This window comes from Aquipuribacter nitratireducens (assembly GCF_037860835.1).
GTDB classification, from domain to species: domain Bacteria; phylum Actinomycetota; class Actinomycetes; order Actinomycetales; family JBBAYJ01; genus Aquipuribacter; species Aquipuribacter nitratireducens.
Map to the genome: position 1 here is coordinate 108867 of NZ_JBBEOG010000005.1, position 22546 is coordinate 131412.

The 22546-nt window shown below is 69.3% G+C and carries 23 protein-coding genes; 14 read left to right on the forward strand and 9 right to left on the reverse strand.

The window, feature by feature from the left end; genetic code table 11:
- Positions 1-132 precede the first annotated feature (132 nt).
- Positions 133-921: an aminoglycoside adenylyltransferase domain-containing protein gene (locus WAB14_RS11140; protein WP_340269807.1), complete on the reverse strand. Its 789-nt coding sequence runs from the start codon at positions 919-921 to the stop codon at positions 133-135.
- A gap of 163 nt (positions 922-1084) precedes the next feature.
- On the opposite strand from WAB14_RS11140, the gene WAB14_RS11145 reads away from it, so the two are divergent.
- Both WAB14_RS11145 and WAB14_RS11150 read left to right on the forward strand, forming a co-directional pair.
- Complete coding sequence (locus tag WAB14_RS11145; protein ID WP_340269809.1) at positions 1085-1903, forward strand: NUDIX domain-containing protein; 819 nt, start codon at positions 1085-1087, stop codon at positions 1901-1903.
- Positions 1904-2004: 101 nt separating this feature from the next.
- Complete coding sequence (locus WAB14_RS11150) at positions 2005-2760, forward strand: class I SAM-dependent methyltransferase (RefSeq protein WP_340269811.1); 756 nt, start codon at positions 2005-2007, stop codon at positions 2758-2760.
- Between the two features lie 28 nt (positions 2761-2788).
- On the opposite strand, the gene WAB14_RS11155 is transcribed toward WAB14_RS11150, so the two are convergent.
- A complete protein-coding gene (locus tag WAB14_RS11155; protein ID WP_340269813.1) occupies positions 2789-3568 on the reverse strand; it encodes a phosphotransferase in 780 nt (259 codons plus the stop codon).
- Positions 3569-3679: 111 nt separating this feature from the next.
- Between WAB14_RS11155 and WAB14_RS11160 the strand changes: the two genes are divergently transcribed.
- A complete protein-coding gene (locus WAB14_RS11160) occupies positions 3680-3820 on the forward strand; it encodes a hypothetical protein (protein WP_340269815.1) in 141 nt (46 codons plus the stop codon).
- A gap of 52 nt (positions 3821-3872) precedes the next feature.
- Complete coding sequence (locus tag WAB14_RS11165) at positions 3873-4895, forward strand: BUD32 family EKC/KEOPS complex subunit (protein WP_340269817.1); 1023 nt, start codon at positions 3873-3875, stop codon at positions 4893-4895.
- Between the two features lie 196 nt (positions 4896-5091).
- On the opposite strand, the gene WAB14_RS11170 is transcribed toward WAB14_RS11165, so the two are convergent.
- Both WAB14_RS11170 and WAB14_RS11175 read right to left on the reverse strand, forming a co-directional pair.
- Positions 5092-5256 carry a toxin-antitoxin system toxin subunit gene (locus WAB14_RS11170; RefSeq protein ID WP_340269818.1) on the reverse strand — a complete coding sequence of 55 codons (165 nt, stop codon included), beginning with the start codon at positions 5254-5256 and terminating at the stop codon, positions 5092-5094.
- A 74-nt stretch (positions 5257-5330) separates the two neighbouring features.
- Positions 5331-5582, reverse strand: coding sequence for a ribbon-helix-helix protein, CopG family (locus WAB14_RS11175; RefSeq protein WP_340269819.1), 252 nt, complete (start codon positions 5580-5582; stop codon positions 5331-5333).
- 430 nt (positions 5583-6012) lie between these two features.
- Between WAB14_RS11175 and WAB14_RS11180 the strand changes: the two genes are divergently transcribed.
- The 3 genes from WAB14_RS11180 (at position 6013) to WAB14_RS11190 (ending at position 12072) form a co-directional block, all read left to right on the forward strand.
- A complete protein-coding gene (locus WAB14_RS11180; protein WP_340269820.1) occupies positions 6013-6492 on the forward strand; it encodes a DUF805 domain-containing protein in 480 nt (159 codons plus the stop codon).
- A gap of 130 nt (positions 6493-6622) precedes the next feature.
- Positions 6623-7123, forward strand: a complete 501-nt coding sequence (locus WAB14_RS11185) for a hypothetical protein (protein ID WP_340269821.1) — start codon at positions 6623-6625, stop codon at positions 7121-7123.
- Between the two features lie 608 nt (positions 7124-7731).
- Positions 7732-12072 carry a hypothetical protein gene (locus tag WAB14_RS11190; RefSeq protein ID WP_340269823.1) on the forward strand — a complete coding sequence of 1447 codons (4341 nt, stop codon included), beginning with the start codon at positions 7732-7734 and terminating at the stop codon, positions 12070-12072.
- A 170-nt stretch (positions 12073-12242) separates the two neighbouring features.
- Here the strand turns inward: WAB14_RS11190 and WAB14_RS11195 are convergent, their stop codons facing one another.
- Positions 12243-13022, reverse strand: a complete 780-nt coding sequence (locus WAB14_RS11195) for a 2-phosphosulfolactate phosphatase (RefSeq protein ID WP_340269825.1) — start codon at positions 13020-13022, stop codon at positions 12243-12245.
- A 15-nt stretch (positions 13023-13037) separates the two neighbouring features.
- Positions 13038-13577: a GNAT family N-acetyltransferase gene (locus tag WAB14_RS11200; protein WP_340269827.1), complete on the reverse strand. Its 540-nt coding sequence runs from the start codon at positions 13575-13577 to the stop codon at positions 13038-13040.
- A gap of 220 nt (positions 13578-13797) precedes the next feature.
- Here WAB14_RS11200 and WAB14_RS11205 point away from each other — a divergent pair, with 220 nt between their 5' ends.
- Positions 13798-14250, forward strand: coding sequence for an NUDIX hydrolase (locus WAB14_RS11205; protein WP_340269828.1), 453 nt, complete (start codon positions 13798-13800; stop codon positions 14248-14250).
- A gap of 151 nt (positions 14251-14401) precedes the next feature.
- Here the strand turns inward: WAB14_RS11205 and WAB14_RS11210 are convergent, their stop codons facing one another.
- The gene (locus WAB14_RS11210) at positions 14402-15199 is read right to left on the reverse strand and encodes an aminoglycoside adenylyltransferase domain-containing protein (RefSeq protein WP_340269830.1); all 798 of its coding nucleotides are present in this window, start codon (positions 15197-15199) and stop codon (positions 14402-14404) included.
- A 104-nt stretch (positions 15200-15303) separates the two neighbouring features.
- Here WAB14_RS11210 and WAB14_RS11215 point away from each other — a divergent pair, with 104 nt between their 5' ends.
- Complete coding sequence (locus WAB14_RS11215) at positions 15304-15771, forward strand: NUDIX domain-containing protein (protein ID WP_340269831.1); 468 nt, start codon at positions 15304-15306, stop codon at positions 15769-15771.
- Positions 15772-16453: 682 nt separating this feature from the next.
- The gene (locus WAB14_RS11220) at positions 16454-16954 is read left to right on the forward strand and encodes a SulP family inorganic anion transporter (protein ID WP_340269832.1); all 501 of its coding nucleotides are present in this window, start codon (positions 16454-16456) and stop codon (positions 16952-16954) included.
- On the opposite strand, the gene WAB14_RS11225 is transcribed toward WAB14_RS11220, so the two are convergent.
- A complete protein-coding gene (locus tag WAB14_RS11225) occupies positions 16925-17662 on the reverse strand; it encodes a helix-turn-helix domain-containing protein (RefSeq protein WP_340269834.1) in 738 nt (245 codons plus the stop codon). The genes WAB14_RS11220 and WAB14_RS11225 overlap by 30 nt on opposite strands.
- Positions 17663-17775: 113 nt before the next feature.
- Between WAB14_RS11225 and WAB14_RS11230 the strand changes: the two genes are divergently transcribed.
- The 4 genes from WAB14_RS11230 to WAB14_RS11245 all read left to right on the forward strand — a co-directional run bounded on the left by WAB14_RS11230 (position 17776) and on the right by WAB14_RS11245 (position 21645).
- A complete protein-coding gene (locus WAB14_RS11230; protein ID WP_340269835.1) occupies positions 17776-18690 on the forward strand; it encodes an SRPBCC family protein in 915 nt (304 codons plus the stop codon).
- Positions 18691-18734: 44 nt separating this feature from the next.
- Positions 18735-19436: a Crp/Fnr family transcriptional regulator gene (locus WAB14_RS11235; RefSeq protein ID WP_340269837.1), complete on the forward strand. Its 702-nt coding sequence runs from the start codon at positions 18735-18737 to the stop codon at positions 19434-19436.
- 112 nt (positions 19437-19548) lie between these two features.
- Complete coding sequence (locus WAB14_RS11240; protein ID WP_340269838.1) at positions 19549-20088, forward strand: carboxymuconolactone decarboxylase family protein; 540 nt, start codon at positions 19549-19551, stop codon at positions 20086-20088.
- Positions 20089-20160: 72 nt separating this feature from the next.
- Complete coding sequence (locus tag WAB14_RS11245) at positions 20161-21645, forward strand: dihydrolipoyl dehydrogenase family protein (RefSeq protein WP_340269839.1); 1485 nt, start codon at positions 20161-20163, stop codon at positions 21643-21645.
- Here WAB14_RS11245 and WAB14_RS11250 read toward each other — a convergent pair.
- Positions 21642-22499 (reverse strand): alpha/beta fold hydrolase, encoded by an 858-nt coding sequence (locus WAB14_RS11250; RefSeq protein ID WP_340269840.1) that lies wholly within the window; start codon positions 22497-22499, stop codon positions 21642-21644. The two genes, WAB14_RS11245 and WAB14_RS11250, sit on opposite strands and share 4 nt — an antisense overlap.
- Between the last annotated feature and the right edge of the window lie 47 nt (positions 22500-22546).

Consider the following 22546-nt stretch of genomic DNA (forward strand, 5'->3'; position numbering starts at 1 on the left):
ACGGCGAGGGTAGGTCGGCCGTCTCGGCAGCCGGTGCTTCGCGGGACGTCCGTCCGACGACTACTCATTGGTGGCCGGCCGCGACGGCTGACAGAGCCTGCGACGGGGGACTGCAGCGCGTGCCGCCTCCCGTCATTGGAGGAGCCGAGCGCTCGTCTCGTCGACGAACCTGCGGATGGTCGCTGCTTCTGACGGCTGGTCCTCGTTCCCGCCGTCGTACCACCAGTCCCGCGCCCACAGCACCACGTCCCGGTGCGCGGGCACTGCGTCAGCGACGATGGTTGCCGCGGCCTTCTTGGACACCTGCTCGCCGGTCTCCAGCGCGACTGCGGCGCGGCACATGCTGAGGACCGCGTACGCCTGCCCGCCGGGGGTGGTCGTGTCGCGCACCCATGTCGGCCAGTCCCTGACATGGTGCAGCAGCGCGTCCCGCACCAGCTCGTCGTCGATCGCGGGGATGAGCGTCTGCACCGGCGGTCCGGTCAGCGTGACGCCGTGCCGGCGCGCCAACGACCAGCCCAGCACTCGGTGCGGGGTCGCGGCGAGCAGGTGCAGGTGCTCGCCCGGGCTCACGCGCGCGATGACGCCAGGCTCCGCCAGGGCGTCGCCGGTCGTCAGCCGTCGCACCGTGTCGAGGGCCACATACTCGACTTCCACGCGACCACGCCACATCGGGAATCGTGCGTCTACCTGGTCGTGGACGACCCTCAGGCGGACGAGCAGCTCCTCGTCGGGTTGCTGGGTCAGTACCGCGAGGAGGTCGACGTCGCTGCGTCCCAGGCAGAAGTCACCGGCCGCCAGACGGCGGTGCAGGTACACGCCCGCCAGCGCAGGACCGAGGCCTTCGTCCAGCAGCTCGACGGTCGTTTCGAGCAGCGTCTGGACCTCGCCGGGTATCGAGCGCAAGGGGCTGCTTTCCACGTCAGTCACCCCGGCAGCGTCTCGAGGAGCCAGTGACCTTGCCAGTGGATTGAGCTGCGTCCCGCGGCGGGGCCGGCACGAGCATGCTCCCGCCTGACAGGGTGAGACGGTGTCCGAGGCGGGTGTTCGAGGCGGTGTCCGCTGTGGCAGTGACGAGCACATCGTGGTCGCCGCTGTCCTGTGCCGCGCCGGGCGGGCGCTGCTGGTGCACCGCTCGCCGTCGCGGGGCTGGTACCCCGACGTGTGGGACCTTCCCGGCGGGCACGTCGAGCCTGGGGAGGATCCGCAGCGCGCGCTGGAGCGGGAGCTCACCGAAGAGCTCGGCATCACGGCCTCCGTCGCCGGTGAACCCTTCGCCCGGCTGCGCGGCGACGACTTCGTGATGGATGTGTGGGTGCTGGACCAGTGGCGCGGGGAAGCGGCCAACCAGGACGTCGAGGAGCACGACGCGCTGGCATGGCTCACCGCTGATGAGATGACAGCGCTCCGCCTCGCCGATGCGCGCCTGCCTGAGCTGGTGCGGGCAGCCCTGCAACAATCGTCGCCCTCACCGCAGGCGCGCCCCTCGCATCGCCCCCGCGGTGCGTCTTGCGGTCGGCTGCACCACATCGAGTTGTGGGTCCCGGACATCGACCGGGCCACCCGCAGCTGGGGATGGCTGCTCAGCGAGCTCGGCTATGAGCCGTTTCAGCAGTGGGCGGGTGGCCGGAGCTGGCGGCTGCCTCCGACGTACATCGTCCTGGAGCAGTCACCCGCCCTGCTGCCGGGCGGGCACGAACGCACCAGGGCGGGCCTGAACCACCTCGCCTTCCACGCCGGCACCCGCGAGCACGTGGACGCCCTCGTCGTCGCCGCCCCGGCTCACGGCTGGACGTTGCTGTTCCCCGAGCGCCACCCCTACGCCGGAGGACCCCAGCACTACGCCGCCTACCTCAGCGACACCGACGGCTACGAGATCGAGCTGGTGGCCGACGACAGCTGACCCATCGACGCTCACCCTGGGAACCCCTCGTCCCCCGGTGTCTCGCAAAGGGTTTTGTTCACCGGTGGACGGGCGGCGGGGCCCTCGGCAGAGTCCCGTGCGTGCGCCAAGACGACCTGTGGGACTCGGAGGCGGCCCAGTCCTACGACACCCCCGGCACCGGCATGTTCGCCGATGCGGTGCTGAAGCCGACGGTCGCTCGCCTCACCGAGCTCGCCGCGGGCGGCCGCGCTCTGGAGTTCGCCATCGGCACCGGGCGCGTGGCCGTCCCGCTCGCCGAAGCCGGCGTCCCCGTCACCGGGATCGAGTTGTCCCGCCCGATGCTCGAGCAGCTGCGCACCAAGGTCGACGAGCAGACCATCCCCGTCGTCGTCGGCGACATGGCCACCGCCCGCGCGCCAGGGACGTTCACCCTCGTGTACCTGGTGTTCAACACGATCTCCAACCTGCTCACCCAAGCCGAGCAGGTCGCGTGCTTTCGCAACGCCGCGAGCCACCTCGATGCCGGCGGCAGGTTCGTCATCGAGCTGTGGGTGCCCGAGTTGCGCGCCCTCCCACCCGGGCGGGCAGCGACGGTCGGGACGGTCGAGCCCGGCTACCTGCTCATCGACACCTACGACGTGCTGCATCAGCGCGTCGTCTCCCACCACGTCACCTACAGCCCCGCAGATGGCGACGGGCGCGACGCCCGGCTGTTCCGCAGTCCCCACCGCTACATCTGGCCCGCCGAGCTCGACCTCATGGCCCAGCTCGCCGGCTTCGAGCTGGAGTCCCGTCATGCCGACTGGACCGGTGCTCCCTTCACCGCCGAGTCCCCGTCCCACGTCTCGGTCTACCGGCTGCCCGCTGACAGGTGAGCGATCCGGACGGCATGACCGCTGCCGCTCACGTCGCGATCAGGGGTACGAGGGGCTCGTAGGCGGGGGCGAAGTGGGGGTCGGTGGCTACCCGGAAGAGGACGGCCCTGAGCAGGAGCTGTTCCCCTTGCTGGCGCAGGAGGTGCTCGACGAGGTCCGCGCCAGCGCCGGACCAGGCGACAGCATCGGCGACGATGATCGCGTCGGCGTAGCCGGCCGGGCGCCAGTACGGGCTCATGTCGATGACGGCGGGCGGTAGGCCGTCGCAGAAGAGGACGTTGCCGCCGAGGTCGCCGTGGATGAGCTGGCAGGGCAGGTCCACCGGACGCCGAAGGGCGAGCAGCGGTATGACGGACTCCGGGAGCTCGCCAGGGGTCTCACCCCAGGCGACCCTGTCGGCGACCGCCCACCGGTGCGACGCCACCAGCGCCGGCGACCAAGAGACACCGGCCACGGCCCGGTGGAAGCGGGCAGACACCTCCAGGACGTCCTGCCACGCGTCCGAGCGGTGCTCACCGTCCAGCCAGTGCCACGCCGACCAGCCGTCGACGACCCAGCTCCCGGACCGTGACCGCACCGGTCGGATTATCCGGACGTCCTCCGCGGACACCGTGTCGAGCACCTCGGCTAGCCAGGTTGCCAACGCCGGGTCGCCGGCCGGCTTGAGCACGAGACCTCCGGCCGCAAAGCTCAGACCCTGGCCCCCGGTCAGCCGCACCGGATGGGACACGTCCCACGCCCGCAGCGCCGACGGCGGGGGTGCGGCTCGTCCAGGGCCCGTGCAACGGGACGAGCTCCCGCCGCTCATGTCCCCGACCCTAACCCCGGCTGCTGCCCGGGCCCGCGTCCCCGATGTCGCTGCGAACGGGGACGCCCCGCCGTGGCACCAGCTGCTGGCCGTAGCGTCGAGTAGGTGTTGATGGTCGGTGACCGCGGCACCCACGACGGTGCGGCCGCCGACCTCGGCATCACCACCCTCGTGCTGCCGCCACTGCGCGCGCCCGAGGAGCACCGGCTGCAGGGGGTAGTCGACCTGGCCATGCCGGGTGCGAGCCTGTGACGGTGTTACCTCGCTGTGCCGCCCCTGCCGACCTGCCTGGGACGGTGCTGCGGTGACGTCGCAGCGGCTGCGTCGTCACGAGGCCGTCGCCGCCTCACTGGCGGCGCTGAACGACGCCGCGCTGTCGGCCCTGGTGGGCGACACCGCGACCGGTGCCGTGGGTGTCGGTGGCGGGTCCTCGGTGGTGCGCGTCGGCGGGCTGCCGGTGTTCGTCAAGCGGGTACCGCTCACCGACCGGGAGCTGGCGGCCCCGCGGAGCACGGCGAACCTGTTCGACGTGCCGACCGCCTGCCAGTACGGCATGCACCGCCTCGCAGGCCCCGGCGTCAGCGGCTGGCGGGAGCTCGCTGCGAACCTCACCGTCACCGCAGGCGTCCTGGCGGGCGAGACGGATCACTTCGCCCTGCTGCACCACTGGCGGGTGCTCCCCGGGCGTCTACCGGTCGCGGCCGAGCACCGCGACGTCGAAGCGGTCGTCGTGCAGTTCGACGGTGCGCCCGGGGTGCGCGCGCGTCTGGAGGCGCTGCACCGGGCGACCGCGAGTCTCGTGCTGTTCTCCGAGTACCTGCCGGGCACGATGGACGACTGGCTCGCCGACCCGCTCGCTCGGGCGGAGCAGCTGGAGCGGCAGCTGTTCGAGATGGTCGCGTTTCTGCGCGGCCGGGAGCTGCTGCACATGGACGGGCACTTCGCCAACATGCGGGTTCACGACGACCGGGTTCACCTCGTCGACTTCGGGCTTGCCACCTCCACGGCCTTCGACCTCACACCGGCCGAACGGGCATTCGTGATCCGCAACCGGGAGCACGACGCCGACTACGCCGCGATGCGCCTGGTCAACTGGCTGGTCAGCAGCGTCTGCGGCCTGCCCCCACCGACCGGACCCGGCCCCGACCTCGACGCACGCAACGCGTACGTGCACAGGTGCGCGGACGGGGACCTGCCACACGACGTGCCCCCGACCGTGGTGGGCCTGCTGGCCCGGCACGCATCGGCCGCGGCACGGATGAACACCTTCACTGCCCGCCTGTATGACGGCGACACCGACGCGGAGTACACCGGACCGACCGCGTGAAGCGCCAGGCGGTCCGCGCCACGCTCGACAGCTCGCTCGAGCGGATGAGCTGCACTGCACGGGCCACGACAAGCCCCCTCCGTCGATCTGGAGCAGTGACTCAGGGGCGGCTGACAGGGCACCCCGGCCAGCGCCACCCGCTGGACGTCCGGTGACGCACGCTCGATGGAGCGCAGTCGGCGCGCTGCCGTCGGGTCTAGGGCAGAAGCTCCGAGTACTGCTTGCGGGCCGGCATGTCGTGGATGACCAATTCGTCGCCGCCCTTGAAGAGCAGCACGACGGTCTCGAGGAGCCGCGCCTGCGTGTCGAACCCGATGCGCAGCTCCCGGTGGGGCCAGTCGGCGTCCTCGAGCGGCTCCACCCACAGCGGCCAGTCGGCCGCCTGGACAGCGTCAGGAGGAGCTACCCCGTGCTCGAGCGCAATGTCGTGGACCTTCACGCCGCGAAGGCGGCCAAGGCCCGGCGGATCGCCTCCGATCGCGAGATGTCATCGCGGGCGGCGACGGCGTCGACCGCGGCCAGCTCTTCAGCGGTCAGGCGGACGGCGACGACCTGCATCGGTTCTGCGCCCCGACCGGGGCGGCCGCGTCCGCGCCGTTTCACCTCTGCGACGTCGTAGCCAGCTTCGGCCTCGTCCGCCCACTGCTGGACCTGTTCGTCGCTCACATCGCTCACGTCGCTCACCACGAGCATCAGCGTATGACGAAAATGCGCAAGGGTGGAGCCGTCTCGGCGAGTCGAGCCACTGAGCAGCTTGACTGAGGCGCCACCGTGTCCCCCGGTCACCGACCATCGGCGGCCGCCCTCCGGTTGTTTGTGCCCGTCCCGTGCCCCCGCGCAACAGCAGAGCGACGAATCGGCAGGTGAGAAGCGGTGTAGCAGACGCTCTTGAAAGCCGTTGAACAGGTAACCATTCCTGTTCCGTGGGTTCGAATCCCACGCCCTCCGCCAGTCAGACGATCCACCAGGAAAGGTGCGCGGTCAAGGCGTCAGCAACGGCTGTCCACAGGCTCCGACGCCGACGGCTACCCGTGGCTCGACTAGCACCGGCGCACTCGCTACCAAGAGAAGGTGAAGGAGCGGCCCTGCAGGTCTCTCGCAGGGGACACTCGTCGGTGTGAGCCACACGTCACCGACCGCGTCCGCCCCGTCGGGCGGCCCTGCTCAGGTGGTGGGTGGTCGGCTGGGTCCCGTCGAGGCGGTGCGGACGGTGCTGCGAAAGACGTTCATGTGGTCCGGTCGGGCGAGGCGCTCGGAGTTCTGGTGGTGGACGCTCTTCGCCTCCGCCGTCTACCTCACCGCCATCGCCGTCGAGCTCCGGCTTGACCCCACTGGCGACAGCGTCGTCATCACGGGCGTCGCCTGGGCGGCCCTCCTGCTGCCGACGCTGGCCGTCACCGTCCGACGCCTCCACGACAGGTCGTTCTCCGCGTGGTGGCTGCTGCTCAACCTGCTCCCCTTCGGGGTGCTCGTCGTGCTGGTGTTGTGCGCCTTCGACAGCTGGGCCGGACCCAACCAGTACGGGCCCGACCCCAAGGGCCGCCCCAGCCCGGCCAGACCCGCAACCGCAGCCGGCGGACCCGCGGGTCCGCGGTGACGCACTTCTCCCGGTGCCTCTCGCCCCAGAGCACGTCGCCCCAGAGCGCGTCACCCCGAAGCATGTCGTCCCACGGCGCCGCCCGCTGGCGGGACCGCTGCTCGTGAGCCGCCGGCGACGCAGGTACCGCGTGAACAGCGCCGTGCAGGGCCGGCTCGACCCGTCCGACACGACTGACACGGCTGGCGTGGCTGGCGCGGAGGGGGCAAGGCTCGTTTTCGCCGCCGTGCTGACCGCCCTGCGCGGCGACGCCGAACGCGTCGTGGCCGACCTCTTCGCCCGCGACGCGCCACTCCCATCGCACGCCAGAGCCGCCGCCCTCGAGCTGCACCAGTGCACACGGCCTGTCCTGCTCGCCACCTACGACCGCAACCCGTTCCAGTCGGTCACCATCGACCCCGGCGACCACGCGCAGTGGCGAGCGCTCCTGAAGGTGGCGCCGTACTCCAAAGACCTACGCCTCGAGACCACCTTCACCGACCTGCTCGCCTCATTTGGAGGCGTCGACTCCCTGCGCCTTCGGTTGCGCGACGAACAGGCCGACCGCGTGCGCCAGGCGCTGCGGGACCTACCCGCCGGTCTCTCCGCTTCCCTCGTGCTGCGCCGCCCCTTATGGCGGAGGCGCCCGTAGCGGCCTGCTCCCGCTGACGGTTCCAGTCGGGGGAGCAGGGCCCGACTGTGGCTCGGTCGATCCGGTGGTGTGCGACGGAAGCCGGGTGCGTCGGGTCGACCGCACGGCACCATCAGCACATGACGGACGAGCCGCGTGGACCGGAGGACCCTGGTTCCGCCGCGGCCGGTCGGCCCGTGCCCGGTGCGGTCGCCCCCGTGTCGCTGCCGGGGCCGTTGCCTGTGACGTGGCGGTTGTCGAGACGTCGAGAGTCGGCTCCGCATGCTCGTCATCGGCGGCGGGCTCACCGACCCCCGACTGCCGTGACCCACCTCAGGTCGGAAGAGCCGAAAATCCTTGACAAGCACGGCATCAAGCGAAGATCGCCTGGAGCTACTGCAATCTCGACAGAGGCATGACCCCGCGCCTCCTTCGCGGCGATTGGCGATATTCAGCATGATACGATGGATGAATGGCAAGAGTTCTCGTTCCAATACATTGAAGGAGCCGCTTAAGTTATGTCGCCGCGACCAGGAGGTGAGGCCGATAAGATCGGCAATCGCTATGAAGGTTCCTGGACGGTCGCGCGACTGTTGGGGATCCTCGGCGGCCATGCCGAGTGGATCCGCTTGGAACCGCTCGGTGATCTGGGACGGGGCGCCGAGTTCGTCCTTCATAAGGTCACGTCGGATGAGTCGCACCAGGTCAAGCGTCAGGTTGGCAACGCCAACGAGTGGACTGTTGCTGGCCTGAAGAAGTTGAAGGTGTTCGAGACCGCAAAGCGGAACGCCGGCGCCGGTCGTAATTATCACTTCGTCTCGACGGTGCCCTTCCGGCCGCTACAGGAGTTGGCTGATCGCGCGCGAAACTCAAACGACTATTCCTCGTTCGTCCTGGGCGGCTTGCCGAATGACCTTAACGACCTACTCACTGAACTGGGCGAACTCTACGGTGGCGTGGAGAGCGCTTATGGCGTCTTGCGCCGCTTCTTCGTGCGGCTCGTTGACGAGGCCGAGCTGCGCCACAACAACACTGTCATTGCTGAACTACTGCTTGAGGGCGGGACCGGCTTACAGGCCAGAGCTGCTCTCGGAGAGATTATCGATGACAATATTGACGTCCAGCTAACGGCTGATCGGCTGCTTGAAAAGCTCCGGCCTTATGGGATACAGCGCCGACTGCTTGCCAGCCGGCAGGGCTTGGCGGAGCGGGTGCGGGTAGCCACCGCAACTTGGCTTAGACGGGTCGAGCGGCAGATGATGCAGCCGGTCATTCCGCGAGCTGAGGCTGGGGCGCTGCGTGACCTCTTGACCAGCTCGGACGAGGCAGTGCACTTCTTGGTGGGTGCAGCTGGCGGCGGCAAGACGGCGGTCCTCCATCAGGCAGTCGAGCAGCTAGTAGCCGATGACGTGCCAACCCTGGTTCTTCGCCTGGACCGGTTCGATCGCTTGGACAGCACAAACGATCTAGGGCAGCAGTTGGAGCTCGACGTATCGCCGGTGGTGGCGCTGGCTGCGGCTTCTGATGGCCGGCCGTCGATGCTCGTCCTTGATCAGCTGGATGCCGTCAGCCTGGCATCCGGCCGACTTCCCGAGAACTTTGACGTCATAGCCGACCTCGTGTCCGAAGCGATGGCCATCCCAGACATGCGGGTGGTGCTGGGCTGCCGTCACTTTGATGTCGACAACGACCATCGGATCAGGACCCTCCGCGACCGGGTGAAGGCTGGCGTCCAGTCGGTTGCACTTCTAAGCGTGGACCAGGTGACCGAAGTCGTAGGGGGCTTAGGCCTGTCAGCAGCCGCGCTCACCGACCAGCAGTTGGACATCCTGCGCTTGCCGCTCCATTTGTCTCTACTGGCGACCATCGCCGATGAGCCGGCAGCGCTTGACTTCGCCAACAGCCAGCGACTCTTTGATGAGTATTGGGAATACAAACTGCGCGCTGTTCGTCAAAAGCGCGAGTCTGTTCGCTTTAATCAGGTGGCTAGCCGCATAGCTCGCGCAATCAGCGAACGACAAGCGCTGGCCGTGCCGATCAGCGTCCTTGATGTGGATGATTTGCTTGATGACGCCATGGTGCTCGTGTCAGAGCATTTGCTGGTGCGCGATGGACGGCAGGTCGCCTTCTTCCACGAGTCAATCTTTGACTATGCGTTCGCACGTCAGTGGGTCAGTAGTGGCGAGACGCTTGTTCAGTTTCTGGCAGCTGGCGAGCAAGAACTCTTCGTCCGGGGACAGGTACGTCAAATCATGGCTCACCTGCGAGCGCTCGATCCAGACCGTTACGTCGATGAGGTGCGGGGTTTGTTGGAGTCGGATGCTGTCCGCTTCCATATCAAAGATGCAGCCGTCGGTGTCCTGAGTGTGCTTCCTGACCCAACCACAGCGGAGGCGGAGCTCGTCGTCCTGGTAGCGGACGGTGACGCCGCTCTAGCGACCCGTCTATGGACACGCCTCCGAACGCGGGCGTGGTTCGGACGTCTGGATGACGAGGGGTACATAGGCCGCTGGCTGGATGGCGACGATGAGCAGCAACGCCGTGTTCTGAACTTGATGCCCGGGGCGATCGCCGATGTCCCCGATCGAGTTGCCGCCCACCTTGCGGAGCATCGTCAGACACCAGCATATGGCGGCTGGGTGCGGTGGGCGATGCGCTTCGCGCAGCTCGAGCAGCACCGCGGCCTCTTCGACACGTACTTGGACGCGGTGCGTTCCGGCCTATATGACGGCTTTGAGCAGGAGATGTGGCTCGCCGTACATCGCTTGGGTGATCGACGGCCCGAGTGGGCCGTCGAGGTATTGGTGGCTTATCTCGTTGACCGGCCGGGTGCACTTGCCCCAGATGCCCGTGGCGAAGTGGCAGCCTTGAAAAACCGCGAACACTCCGCGGCTGAACTGGCCCGCGCAGCGGCCGCCAAGGCTCCGCAAGCGTTCGTCGATGGCCTTCTGCCGTATCTGCTACGGGTGATGGCGGAAACGTCCTATGACAGCCCTCCCCTCTCGGCCCGGCGTGATAAGCAGTTCTCGTTCCGCTATCCGGAGTCGCGGGCGAATAGCGATCTTGACGATCTGCTGTTGGACGGTATGGCGGCGGCGTTAGCTAGCGTGGTGGCGACCGAAGGGGAAGCCTTACGTCCGACGCTGGACGTCCTAGCTGCCGACCAGCACGACTCGGCGCAGTGGCTCCTCTACAACGCCCTGGCAGCGGGTGGTCATATCTTCGCCGACTGGGGAGCAGAACTGCTGCTGGCGGACGATCGACGCCTGATGTGCGGTGATGCCCGCGAGCCGCTATCCATGACGCGCAAGTTGTTGCAGGCCATCACTCCGTGCGTGTCCAATCTGAACTTTCAGCGCCTCGAGGATAAGCTGAGGACAATCCGCTTCCCTTGGGAAAATCTGCCCTTTGGTTATCCGGCATTCTATTTGCTGTCAGCACTTGACGAGGGCCGCTTGTCGGAACAGGGCCAGGGTCGCCTTGCCGAGCTTCGCCGAAAGTACGGCATGGATCAGCCTCCCCAAGATTCCTTAGGCATCACCGGAGGTGTCGTCGAATCCCCAATTATGGCGGAATCGGCACGCCAGATGGATGATGCCAACTGGCTCAAGGCTATGGGGAAGTACATAGGCGAGGAACGTGACTACCGTGTTATGACTGGTGGGGCCGAGGAGCTCTCTCGGGTCCTAGAGGAGGAAGTGAGACAGGAGCCGGAGCGCTTTGCGCGACTCGCCTTGCAGCTTACTCCCCAGCTCAATCCTGCTTACGCTGCCGCAGTTCTCAGGGGCCTTGGTGCAGCACCTGAGCCAGCGGATATCGACGTGGCGCTGCCGGCGATACGGCATCTAGCCGGCTTCCAGAGCGCAAATGTCGATCGATGGCTGCAGTCGGCTCTGCGCCCTTACCTAGCGGATGTACCACTCGACGTGGTTGAACTTGTCTGTGCCCGGGCGCTGAGCACGCGGGACCCAGAGGACGACGGCATCCGGATTTGGTCTCAGGACGCCGAGACTGACGAGAGGGTCGCTGACATTGAGGGATCTGGCATCAACACGGCGCGCGGCAGCCTGGCAATCACGCTCGGCAATTTGCTCTGCTACGACGTCGACGGGCAGCGAACAGCGGTCGTCGTTCCGGCCCTTGAGCGCTTCGCTCAGGACCCGTCCATACCCGTGCGCACCTGTGTGGCTCATCTGTTGGCGATGGCGATGCGGCACGCCCGCGAAGAGGCAATTACTGCCTTCTGGGCCCTGATCGGGTCAGATGATTCGCTACTTGCCTCACGGTTCGTCGTGCGCTGTATCGCTTACATCGGTGCCGAGGACCCAGAGGCCGTACGCCCTGTCATCGATCGCATGCTGGCGTCCGACGTGGCCGCCGCTCGGGAGACAGGCGGCGAAGTTGCAGCCTACGCCGCAATGAAATGGGAAATGCGGGAGCCGCTGGAAACAGCCCTTGGTTCGGAGATGGCCGAAGTCCGGAAGGGTGTCGCTGGGGCGATGGTGCAGCAGGTGGGACATGCCTCAGACGTCGAGATCGCGAGCGCGACTCTGGTCGCCCTGTTCGGGGATGACAACGATACGGTGCGCCGCGAGGTGGCCGGCGTAGCCGGTGAGCTGCGGGGTCTGGCTCTCAGTCCCTTCTACGGACTCCTGGTAGAACTGATCAATTCACCGACGTTCCGCGAAGCGCTTCCGCAGCTACTGATCACCTTAGAGCGAGCACCGGACAAGGTCGACCCCCTGATCCTACTGACCGCCCAGCGCTTCATCCAAGCCTTGGGTGCCGAGGCGGCTGACATCAGCACAAGTGCCGCCGGTGATGCGCCCGAGGTTGGGCAGCTTGTAATCCGCGGTTTGGCTCAGACGAGAAAGTCAGATAAACGGGCTGCGCTATTGGACGTGATTGACGACCTGTTGCGTGTTGGCGCCTATGGCATCGATGACCTAGTCGCCGAGTCTGAACGGTGACGTCTCTGTCCACTCCACTTCTGGCATGACGGCCTGTTGGATATGGCAGCCCGCCCCACCTCAAGTCGGAAGAGCCCGTTGTCTACAGGGTGCTCAATAGGTCTGGCAGGCGGCACTCATGACAATTTGACGAGTGGGAGGAACCGGACCGTGTCCGTCCTGAGTCGACTTCAGGCGGGTACGAAGGCATGTCCTCGGAGGACGGGCACAGAGGTGCTGTGATCGACCTCGGCGGCGATGTCGACATCGGCGCCGAAGCCGCCATGGTGGAGTTCTCGTCCACTGGCACATGCAGTGAGCTGGGCAGCAAGGTCGGGGGCCACCGCCTGACTAGCCGCTGCCGCCAGATTCGCCTCTGGGGACAGGTCGTGCCATTCGCGATCGGCTAGAGCTCGCAGCATGGCGCCTGCTCCCCACAGGTCCTCTACGGCGGGACGCAGCGACCCGTCGGGCCAGCGCTCTCCGGCGGAGATGACCGCCACCCTCGCGCTGCGGTGGTCGTAATGCTGGTCGACCCACTCGGCGACGGCGGTGGCGTTGCGCAGGCAGGCACCCACGACCACGTCCGCGACGCCCGCGAGGTGGTGGGCGATGGTCGAGCCGTTCGGGGACGGCAGCACCAACCGCGCCGGCGACGGGTCTGCAGCGTGGACCGTCGCCGGGGACAGGCTGACCTGTCCGGGCTGAGCGACGCGGCGACCGACAGCGAGAACTGCCCTGTGCTCGGCGGCGAACTGCTCGGCGTCTGGGTCGGCGTCATGGTCGTCCCACCGGTAGGGCAGAACGTGGACGCCGGCGTCGGTGGCCACGCTGAGCGTGGTGGTGAAGGACAGGACGTCGACCACTACTGCGATGTCGACGTCGAGGGCGATGGCGCGGGCGCCGGTCAGGCCCCAGTCGTGGCGGACGCGGTGGCCGTCCTGGCGGTGCGCCGGCTTGAAGGTCGGCACGTCCAGACGTCGAGACTAGGTCGGCTGTCTCGGCAGCCGATGCTCCGCGGGGGACACACGTCCCACGATCACTTGCTCGGCTCGCGGGTGCAGACGCATGAGCGGGAAGCGTGACTCCCGGAAGCCCAGCGCCTCGTACAACGAGCGCCCCTGTCCGGTCGCCACGAGCTCGACGCGGGCAATGCCCCGGTCAGCCGCCCACGAGAGCACGCCGCGCAGCACCCGGCGAGCGTGCCCCCTGCGCCGGTGCTCCGGGCGGACCACGACGTTGCTGACCAGGACGTCGCCACCGCTCGGTGATGTGGGACTCGGCGCGGAATCTCTGAGGCACCCCATCGCCATGGCCACGACAGCGCCATCGACGTCGACGACCTGGACGTGGACGTCGTCCGAGGACACGCGAGTACCGAACCACTGGAGCGCCTCGATCCTCCACTGCGGATCGTCCACGCCAGGCACATCCATCGCCGCGAACATCAACGCGCGGAGCTCGACCAAGGCCTCGACGTCGCCGGGCCCGGCAGCGCGCACCCTGGTATCGCTGCTCGTGTCCATGAGGCCCATCCTTTCCCCTGGCTTCGGAGGACGTGGCTTCTGAGGTCGCCGTCCCTTTGCCCGATCGGTCGCCGGCACGCCGACGCTGGACGACACCTCCCGGTGGGAAAGCGGGGGCGGAGGTGCCATCGGTCGGCGATTTTCGCGCGGGGTCCGGAACTCGCGGCGCACGGGTCACTGCGCCCCTATACCCCTGGCCCGCTTCGCCTACGTTTCTCTCGTGTCGTCGCAGCGCTCTGCCGTGGCCGTGGCCGTGTACGGGGTGCTCGTTGACGGCGGGCGGCTGCTGTTGATGCGCCGGGCGGGCAGCGGCTATCGCGATGGCCAACTGTCTCTTCCCGCAGGGCACCTCGACGGTGGCGAGGACGCCGTTTCGGGGATGATTCGCGAACTGAGGGAGGAGCTCGACATCGTGGCGGATCCGGCCTCGTGCAAGTTGGCGTTGACCATGCACCGCGCGCCCGAAGGAGCAGGAGACAGGGAGTACGTCGATCTGTTCTTCCTGGTCGAACGCTGGAGAGGGGTTCCGACGATCGCAGAGCCGCACAAGTGCGAAGAGCTGATCTGGGTCGACCGCCACCAGCTTCCCTGGGATGTCGTCGACTACGTTGCTGCGGCTCTCCGATCCATCGACGCCCGGCAGCCAATGGCACTGCACGGCTGGAGGCCGTGAGGGACGCCGGCGACTTCCCGGACTGGCTCCTAAGTTTCGCCGCCTGAGGATGGCTCTGCGGAACGCCTTCTTCGCGAACTCGCGCGCGTGGGGCCGGCCGCCGTCGCAGACGTCGCCGGCAACGGGGGACTGGACGGCGTACCGGCACCGGTCAGTGGAGGAGCTGAGTGCTCGTCTCGTCGACGAATCTGCGGACCGCGGCTGTTCGTGGCGGCTCGTCGTCGCTCCCGCCCTGGTACCACCAGTCCCGCGCCCACAGCACCACGTCCCTGTGCGCGGGCACGGCCTCAGCGATGATCGTTGCCGCGACCTTCTTTGAGACCTGGTCCCCGGCATCTAGTGCGACTGCGGCGCGGCACACGCTGAGGACTGCGTAGGCCTGTCCGCCGGGGGTGGTCATGCCGCGCACCCATGTCGGCCAGTCCCGGACATGGTGCAGCAGCGAGTCCCTGGCCTGCTCGTCGTCGATCGCGGGGATCACGGTCTGCACCGGCGGTCCGGTCAGCGTGACGCCGTGCCGGTGCGCCAACGACCAGCCCAGCACTCGGTGCTGGGTCGCTGCGAGCAGGTGCAGGTGCTCGCCCGGGCTGACCCGCGCGATAACGCCAGGCGCAGCGAGATCGTCGTCGGTCGCCTGCCGTTGCAGCGTGTCGAGAGCCACGTACTCGACCTCCACGCGGCTCCGCCACATCGGGAACCGTGCGTCCACAGTGTCGTGGACGACCCGCAAGCGGACGAGCAGCTCCTCATCGGGTTGCTGGGTCAGTACCGCGAGAAGGTCGACGTCGCTGCGTCCCTGGCAGAAGTCACCGACCGCGAGGGAGCCGTGCAGGTACACGCCCGCGAGAGCAGGGCCGAGGCCTTCTGAGAGCAGGTCGACGGTCGTCGTGAGCAGCGTCCGCACGTCTCCGGGTATCGAGCGGAGGGAGTTGCTCTCCGTGTCACTCACCCCGGCAGCGTCCCCAGAAGTCGGCGACCGTGCCATTCATTTCCGCGATGGGTCCGCGGCAGGCCGGCACAAGCAGGCGCGCCATGCCTGACAGGGTGAGGCGGGTGTCCGAGACGGTGGCCGACAGTGGCAAGGACGAGCACATCGTGGTCGCCGGTGTCCTGTGCCGAGCCGGCCGGGCGCTGCTGGTGCACCGCTCGCCGTCCCGACGCTGGTACCCCGACGTCTGGGACCTTCCCGGCGGGCACGTCGAGCCCGGCGAGGCCCCGCAGCGCGCGCTGGAGCAGGAGCTCGCCGAGGAGCTCGGCATCACGGCCATCGTGACCGGCGAACCGTTCGCTCGGCTGCGCGGCGACGACTTCGTGATGGATGTGTGGGTGCTGGACCAGTGGCGCGGGGAAGCGGCCAACCAGGACGTCGAGGAGCACGACGCCCTGGCATGGCTCACCAGTGACGAGATGAGCGCGCTCCGCCTGGCCGATGCTCGCCGGCCGCGCCTGGTGCGGGCAGCCCTGCAACAACCGCGCTCAACGCAGGGGCGCCCCTCGCGCCTGTCTCCTGGACCTCAGTGAAGCTCGAGTTCGACGCCTGGGAAGGCAGTCGCGGCGGCCACCCGTACACGTTGTGTCCGGCGGTCACCGACCAGCGGCGACCGTGATCCGGTCGGTTGTGCCCGTCCCGTGCCCCCGAGCGGTAAGAGGCCCGCAAAGCTGCAGGTCAGCGGCGGTATCGCAGACGCTCTTGAAAACCGTTAAACGCTCAACCAGGACGTTTCGTGGGTTCGAATCCCACGCCCTCCGCTGACTGAGTCATGCCAGCTCTGACCTGGGCGAACGTCATGACCTGCGGGTTCTTCGGTACGTCGGGGTACGGGGTCCCTTGCCGACGGTCCGCGGGACCGTTCGCCCCGTCCGACAGTCAATGGCCGTTGGCAGTTGATTGTGCGGTCCGAGCCTCGGATCTTCACGCTGTGCCCCATGCGTGCCCCCGAGAACGATCTTGTCGGGCGTGGCGGTGTAGCCGCGATGATGGCGAAGACTGCACCACGAGCTGGCCGGGGCCCACGTCACGCTGCCGCGGCCCTGCCGAAGGTCGCCTGGGTTGCCCACGGGACGGCCTATGACGAGTCGAGGCAGAGAAGCCAATTTCTGTGGTGGCTGCAGCACCGCACCGACAGCCCTCGGCCTGTCGACCTTCGACGGGCACAGCGTCACCCCGGCCACTGCGGTGGTACCGAAGTGCGAGATCACCGTCATGATCGTCGCCGTCGCCGTCGTCACCCACAACCTCGCCTACGGCGTCGTCGCCGGCGTCCTGACCGCGATGGTCCTGTTCGCCCGCCGCGTCGCCCACCTCGCCGAGGTCACCTCCGTCACCGACCCTGACGGCAACCACGTCGTGTTCAGCGTCCACGGTGAGCTCTCCTTCGCCTCCAGCAACGACCTCGTCTACCGGTTCGACTACGCATGCGACCCCGACGACGTCGTCATCGACCTGTCGCAGACGCACGTGCGTTACGCCTCCTCGGTCGCCGCGCTCGACGCGGTCACCAGCACGTTCGCACGACGCGGCAAGATCGTCACCACCGACCTCACCGAGCGCAGCGCCACAATGCACAGCCGGCCGCCGGGGAGCTGTCGGCAGCCGCTGAGCGAGGCCTGCGGCACGGTCGGCGGGTGCGCTACGTGCCGAGCAGGCGGCGCGCGGCGTCGTCGGCGGGGAAGATCAGCTCGACCCGCAGCTCGTCGAGCGTGACGTCCGCGGCTCCTCCGAAATGGGCGACCACGGAGATGGTCCGCACGACGTCGTTACCGACTCGGAAGTGCGGGCACAGCACCCGACCGGCCGGCGTCGTGGGCGAGGGGACAGGTGGCGGACGGCGTCCGAGGCGAGATCGACCAGGCCGGCCAGGACCTCGTCTCCGGGGTGGCGGGCCGCCTCAGCCGTCAGCCGAGCGAGCCCGGCGACGGCGACCTCGGCCCAGTTGTCGATCGCGTCCCGCCAGGCCCCGCCGTAGACGAGGCGGACGACGTTGCGGTCAGCCTCGGCCGGCAGGAGCCGGTCGGCGGCGGCGTTCGCTCTGACGATGTCCCAGTGCCGGTCGATGACGTAGGCGGGGTACGGCTCGTGCCGGGCGAGCATCTGCTCGATCGCGTCGGAGAAGGCGCCGAGGTCGGGGTCGTCGAGGCGTGTCTCCGGGTAGGCCGGAGCCAGGCCTGCGTCAGTGAGCAGCCGGTTGGTCTCGCGCAGCGGCAGGTCGAGCGCGACCGACAGCCGTTGCACCATGTCGCGACTCGGCCTCGAGCGGCCGGTCTCGAGGAACGACAGGTGCCGGGACGTGGTCCGCGCTGCCAGGGCCAGCTGCAGCTGGCTGAGGCCGCGGAGTCGTCGTCGCCGTCGAAGGGCGGCCCCGAACGGGGTCACGGTCTCCACCAGTGGAAGTGCGCTCACGCGTGCGCTCACCCGCTCATGGTCAGCCACCCCCGTGTCACGTCGCCATTCCCTCGAGGGGAATCGACCCGGAGCGTCTTCGCTGGTGCCCTTCACCCACGCCCCACGACCGAGAGGTGATGAGCATGAGGATCTCGACCGGCATCGACATCGACGCCCCCGTGGCCGCGGTGTGGGAGGTGGTCGGCCCGCAGTTCGGCGACGTCGGGCGGTGGGCCCGAGCCGTCGAGGCCTCGACGCCGGTGGGTGACATCGGCGAGCCCGGCAGCGGCCGCCGCTGCGAAGTGGCGGCTCCCGGCTTCGACGCGCTGACCGAGGAGCTGATCACGTACGACGAGGCGGCCCGGTCGCTCTCGTACCGGGCGAGCGCGGGCATGCCCCGCTTCGTCCGGTCGGCCACCAACACCTGGAGGGTCGGCCCCCGCCCTGACGGAGGCAGCCGGTTCGACATGGCGGCGGACCTCGAGCTCGCGGGCGCCGCTCGCGCGCTCTCCCCCGTGTTCGCCGCCTACTTGTGGGGCGTAGGCCGTCTGACGGCGCGTGACCTGCAGGTGGTCGTCGAGACGGGCCGACCCCGACGAGGCGGGGTCACGCGCGCCCTGTTGGACCTCGTCCGCCCGACGTCCCGGCGCTCACTGCGACGGGTCGTCGGGCTCAACGGTGCCTTCAGCGCGACCTGCGGTGCTGTCCTCCTCCTGGCTCCGACGTGGTGGTCCGCGCAGCTGTCGGACGCACCGACGGCCCTCGTCGCCGCCACAGGGCTGGGACTGCTCGGCTACGGCGCCGGACTCGGCCTCGTCGTCCGGCGCGGAACCGTGCCTGCTGGGCTCGGGCTGACCCTTGCAGGCCTCGACGCCGCGTGGGTACTGGCCTCGACCGTCGTCCTGCTCACGGCGGAGTCGACGACGACGACCGGGACGCTGACCCTGCTGGGCACCGCCACGGTCGTGGCGCTGCTGGGGGTGTCGCAGTGGCGGGCCGCGACCGCGCGTCCCCCGCGTACCGCGGCCGCAGTGGGCGAGGCGACGCCGGCGCCGTGACAGCCGTCCCGCCCGGCGCCAGCGCGGTGGGGCACGATGTCGACGTGCCGAGCGCGAGGACAGCGTCGTCCGCAGGGCGACGGGCCGGAGCGGCCACGCGAGGCCTCGGGCTCCTGGGGTCGGCGGAGCTTGAGCGCCTGAGACGTTTCGGCACCACCCGCCACGCCCCGGTCGGCACGGTGGTGGCGGCGTCCGGGAGCGTGGTGACGCAGGTCCACGTGGTCGCCTCGGGGGAGATCGAGCTGCGGGCCCGGCTGGAGAAGGGCCGGGCGACAACGGCCCTCGTCCGCGCCGGCGGGGTCGTCGGCGACATCCCCCTGCTCCTGGGTCATCCCATGCCGTTCGACGCCGTCGCGAGCCGGGACACCGAGTGCGTGACGCTCACCCGCGAACGGTGGACCGAGGTGCTGCAGGGTTCGCCGGACCTCGCCCTGCGCTGGATGACGTCGATAGCCCGGCGACTCGACGACGACCGTCGACGCCTGGTCGTCATGGCGTCCAGGCCCCTGGTCGGTCAGGTGGCCTACGTCCTGCTCGACTTCGCCGAGCAGGCCCCCGGCGGCCGATCGGTCGTCCACCTCAGCCACACGACCCTCGCCCACCTGCTCGGCGTGAGGCGCCCGTCGGTGTCGCGGGTGCTCGCGGAGCTGCGCGCGACCGGCCTCGTCCGCGCCCGGTACGGGCGGACCGAGCTGCTGGACCTCGACGGCCTCCGGCACCTCGCAGGGGGTGACCCCCTGCCGTGAGCAGGAGACCCTCTCTGTCACCCAGGTGACAGAGACGGCAGAACGGGCGGCCGTATCCGTTGGGACACCTGGAGGCCGGCACACCGTCGGCCGTTCGACGAAAGGTGAACCCATGACCCGCATCCCCGTCCACACCGTCGCCTCCGCTCCCGAGGGCAGCCGGGACTCCCTCAAGACGCTCGAGGCCCGCTTCGGCAAGGTCATGAACATCCACGGCGCGATGGCGCACTCGCCAGCCGTCCTCGAGACCTACGCCGCGATCCAGCGGGTCATGACGGAGGTCGGCACCTTCGACGGCGCCACACGCGAGGCCATCGCGCTGGCCGTGGCGAACGTCGACGACTGCGCGTACTGCCAGGCCGCGCACACCGCCGGTGGGAAGGCCGCCGGCCTCACCGAGCAGGAGACGATCGACATCCGCCGGGGCGACGTCGAGGACCCGAAACTCGCCGCCCTGCTCGCGATCGTGCGGGAGCAGACCGCCCGGGTCGGTCACGTGCAGGACAGCACCTGGCAGGCGGCCCTGGACCAGGGCTGGACGGACGCCGAGCTGACCGAGACGTCGGCGCACGTGGCGCTCAACCTCTTTACGAACTACTTCAACCACCTGGTGCGCACGGACCTCGACCTGCCGGCGGCTCCCGCGGCCTGAGGTCACGACTTCACCCACACTGATGAAACCCTGCGTCGACATGAGCGCCCAGGCGACGGATCCGGAGGACACATGAGTGCCCGCGACTGCGACCTCCTCGTCATCGGCGCCGGTGCCACCGGCCTGGCGGCGGCACGGACGGCTAGTTCGGCCGGGCGCCGGGTGGTAGTGGTCGAGGCGGCGCGGCCCGGTGGTGACTGCACCCACTACGGGTGCGTGCCGAGCAAGACCCTGCTCGACGTCGCCCACCGGGCCTCTGCCGCCCGCGAGGGCCGTCGCCTCGGAGTCGGTGAGATGGGCAAGGTCGACTTCCCGGCCGTCATGCGACACGTGCACGACGTCATCGACCGGATCGAGCAGGACGAGAGCCCGGAGCTCCTCCGTCGGGAGGGCATCGACCTCCTGACGGGCTGGGCCCGCTTCGTCGAGGTGTCCGAACGCGGGACGACCGTCGACGTCGACGGCACGCGGGTGCGTGCCGCACGGGTCGTCATCGCCTCCGGGGCCAACGCCGCCGTCCCGCCGGTCGAGGGTCTCGCCGACGTCCCCTACCTCACCAACGCGACGGTGTTCGGCCTCACCGAGCAGCCGCAGCACCTGCTCGTCATGGGCGGCGGCGCGATCGGGGTCGAGCTCGCCCAGGCCTTCGCCGGTCTCGGCACCAATGTCACGCTGGTCGAGGGCGCCCCTCGCCTGCTCGGCAAGGAGGAGCCGCAGGCGGCGGCGGTCATGGCGGGCGTCCTCACGCGCCAGGGAGTCGACGTCCGAACCGGGTCCCAGGTCGCGTCGGTCAGGCGCGGACCCGGCGGAGGTGTCGTGCTCACCCTGGACGAAGGTAGCGAGGTCGCCGGCTCCCACCTGCTCGTGGCCGTCGGACGCCGACCTGCCACCGCCGGGATGGACCTGGACCGGGTGGACATCGAGACCGGTCAGGGCGGGGCCGTCGTCACCGACGAGCAGCTGCGGACGAGCGCCCCCGGGGTGTGGGCCGCCGGTGACTGCACGACGCCGCTGCAGTTCACCCACGTCGGCGACGCCCAGGGCCGGCTCGCCGCCCACAACGCCTTCGCCCGCAGCAGCCGGCTTCCCGAGCTGCTCGGCGGCCCCGGACGCTTCGACCCGCGGGTCGTGCCGTGGGTGACGTTTACGGCCCCGGAGGTCGGCCGGGTCGGCCTCACCGAGGCGGAGGCGTTCGAGCGCTACGGCGCCCGGGCCCGGGTCGCGGTCGTGACGATGGCCGAGACCGACCGGTCGCGGACGCAGTCGGCCACCGACGGCTACGTCAAGCTCGTCGCAGGCCCCCGTCGTCTCGCTCCGCACCGGCTGCTCGACGAGGTCGTCGGGATGACCGCCGTCAGCCCGCACGCTGGCGAGCTCGCCCACACCGCGGCCCTGGCCATGCGCACCCGGATGCTGGCGGCGCGGCTCGCCCAGACGGTCGCGCCGTACCCGACGTACTCCCTCGCCCTGCGCATCGCAGCTGCCCGCCTGTTCAGCACGTTCGCCGGGCAGACGTGGCGCCCCGCCCGGGCCTCGGAGGACGGCGAGAACGCCTAGCGCCGCCGCTGAACCACCTCGCGGTGCAGGTCGAGCACGTGGGCGGCGAGCACGTCTGGATGGTCCTCCGGGGTGAAGTGCCGACCGCCCTCGATCCGGTGCAGCGGCACCCGGAGGTCGTCGGCGAACCGCTCGCCGTACTCGACCTTCTGGAAGGGGTCCGCATCACCCCACATCACGCGAGCCGGCACACGCAGCTCCGCGAGCCGGGGCGAGACCTCCAGGGTGTCGCGGACGTCGAGCGAGGCCACCTGCCGGGCGAGGGCCGGTCCGGCCCCGTGCTCGAGGTAGGGACGCATGTGGGTCCGCCGGGACTCCGCCGCCGTTGCCGCGTTGTCGTGGCCGCGGACGAACAGCCCCGCCAACGACGACGTGACGACACGACCGGGCAGCCGGGCCACCAGCCCGCGCGCGGCCGCGAGCACCTTGACCGACGGGACCGGCCAGGAGTCGTACCCGACGGCGTTGGTGAGGAGCAGGCCGGCGCACAGCTCGGGACGCCGGACGGCCATGATCTGCACGACACCGCCGCCGAGGTCGTGGCCCACGAGGACCGCCTCCCGCACGCCCCGCCCGTCGAGCCAGGCGAGCAGGCGGTCGGCCTGCGCGGCCAGGCCGATGTCGCGCCCGGCGCCGGCCGGGATGCTGTCGCCGTAGCCGGTCATCTCCGGGACCAGCACCCCCAGGCCCGGCAGCAGCGGCACGACGTGCCGCCACAGTGCGGACGAGGTCGGGATGCCGTGCACCAGCACGACCGGCACGCCGCTGCGGTCCTCGCTCGCCGGCTGCTCCAGCCAGCGCAGGGGCGTGCCCTCGATGGTCGTCGTGCGGGACTCGGGTCGACGCTCGGGCATGATCCTGGCTCTCCTCAGGTCGGACGGCCGCTTGTGTGAAGGAGCAC

Excerpts from the sequence above, each read along its gene's own strand:
- WAB14_RS11155 (WP_340269813.1), bottom strand. The coding sequence starts at position 3,568 with ATGAGCGGCGGGAGCTCGTCCCGTTGCACGGGCCCTGGACGAGCCGCA.
- WAB14_RS11160 (WP_340269815.1), top strand. The coding sequence starts at position 3,680 with ATGGTCGGTGACCGCGGCACCCACGACGGTGCGGCCGCCGACCTCGGC.
- WAB14_RS11200 (WP_340269827.1), bottom strand. The coding sequence starts at position 13,577 with ATGGACACGAGCAGCGATACCAGGGTGCGCGCTGCCGGGCCCGGCGAC.
- WAB14_RS11220 (WP_340269832.1), top strand. The coding sequence starts at position 16,454 with ATGATCGTCGCCGTCGCCGTCGTCACCCACAACCTCGCCTACGGCGTC.
- WAB14_RS11230 (WP_340269835.1), top strand. The coding sequence starts at position 17,776 with ATGAGGATCTCGACCGGCATCGACATCGACGCCCCCGTGGCCGCGGTG.
- WAB14_RS11240 (WP_340269838.1), top strand. The coding sequence starts at position 19,549 with ATGACCCGCATCCCCGTCCACACCGTCGCCTCCGCTCCCGAGGGCAGC.
- WAB14_RS11245 (WP_340269839.1), top strand. The coding sequence starts at position 20,161 with ATGAGTGCCCGCGACTGCGACCTCCTCGTCATCGGCGCCGGTGCCACC.
- WAB14_RS11250 (WP_340269840.1), bottom strand. The coding sequence starts at position 22,499 with ATGCCCGAGCGTCGACCCGAGTCCCGCACGACGACCATCGAGGGCACG.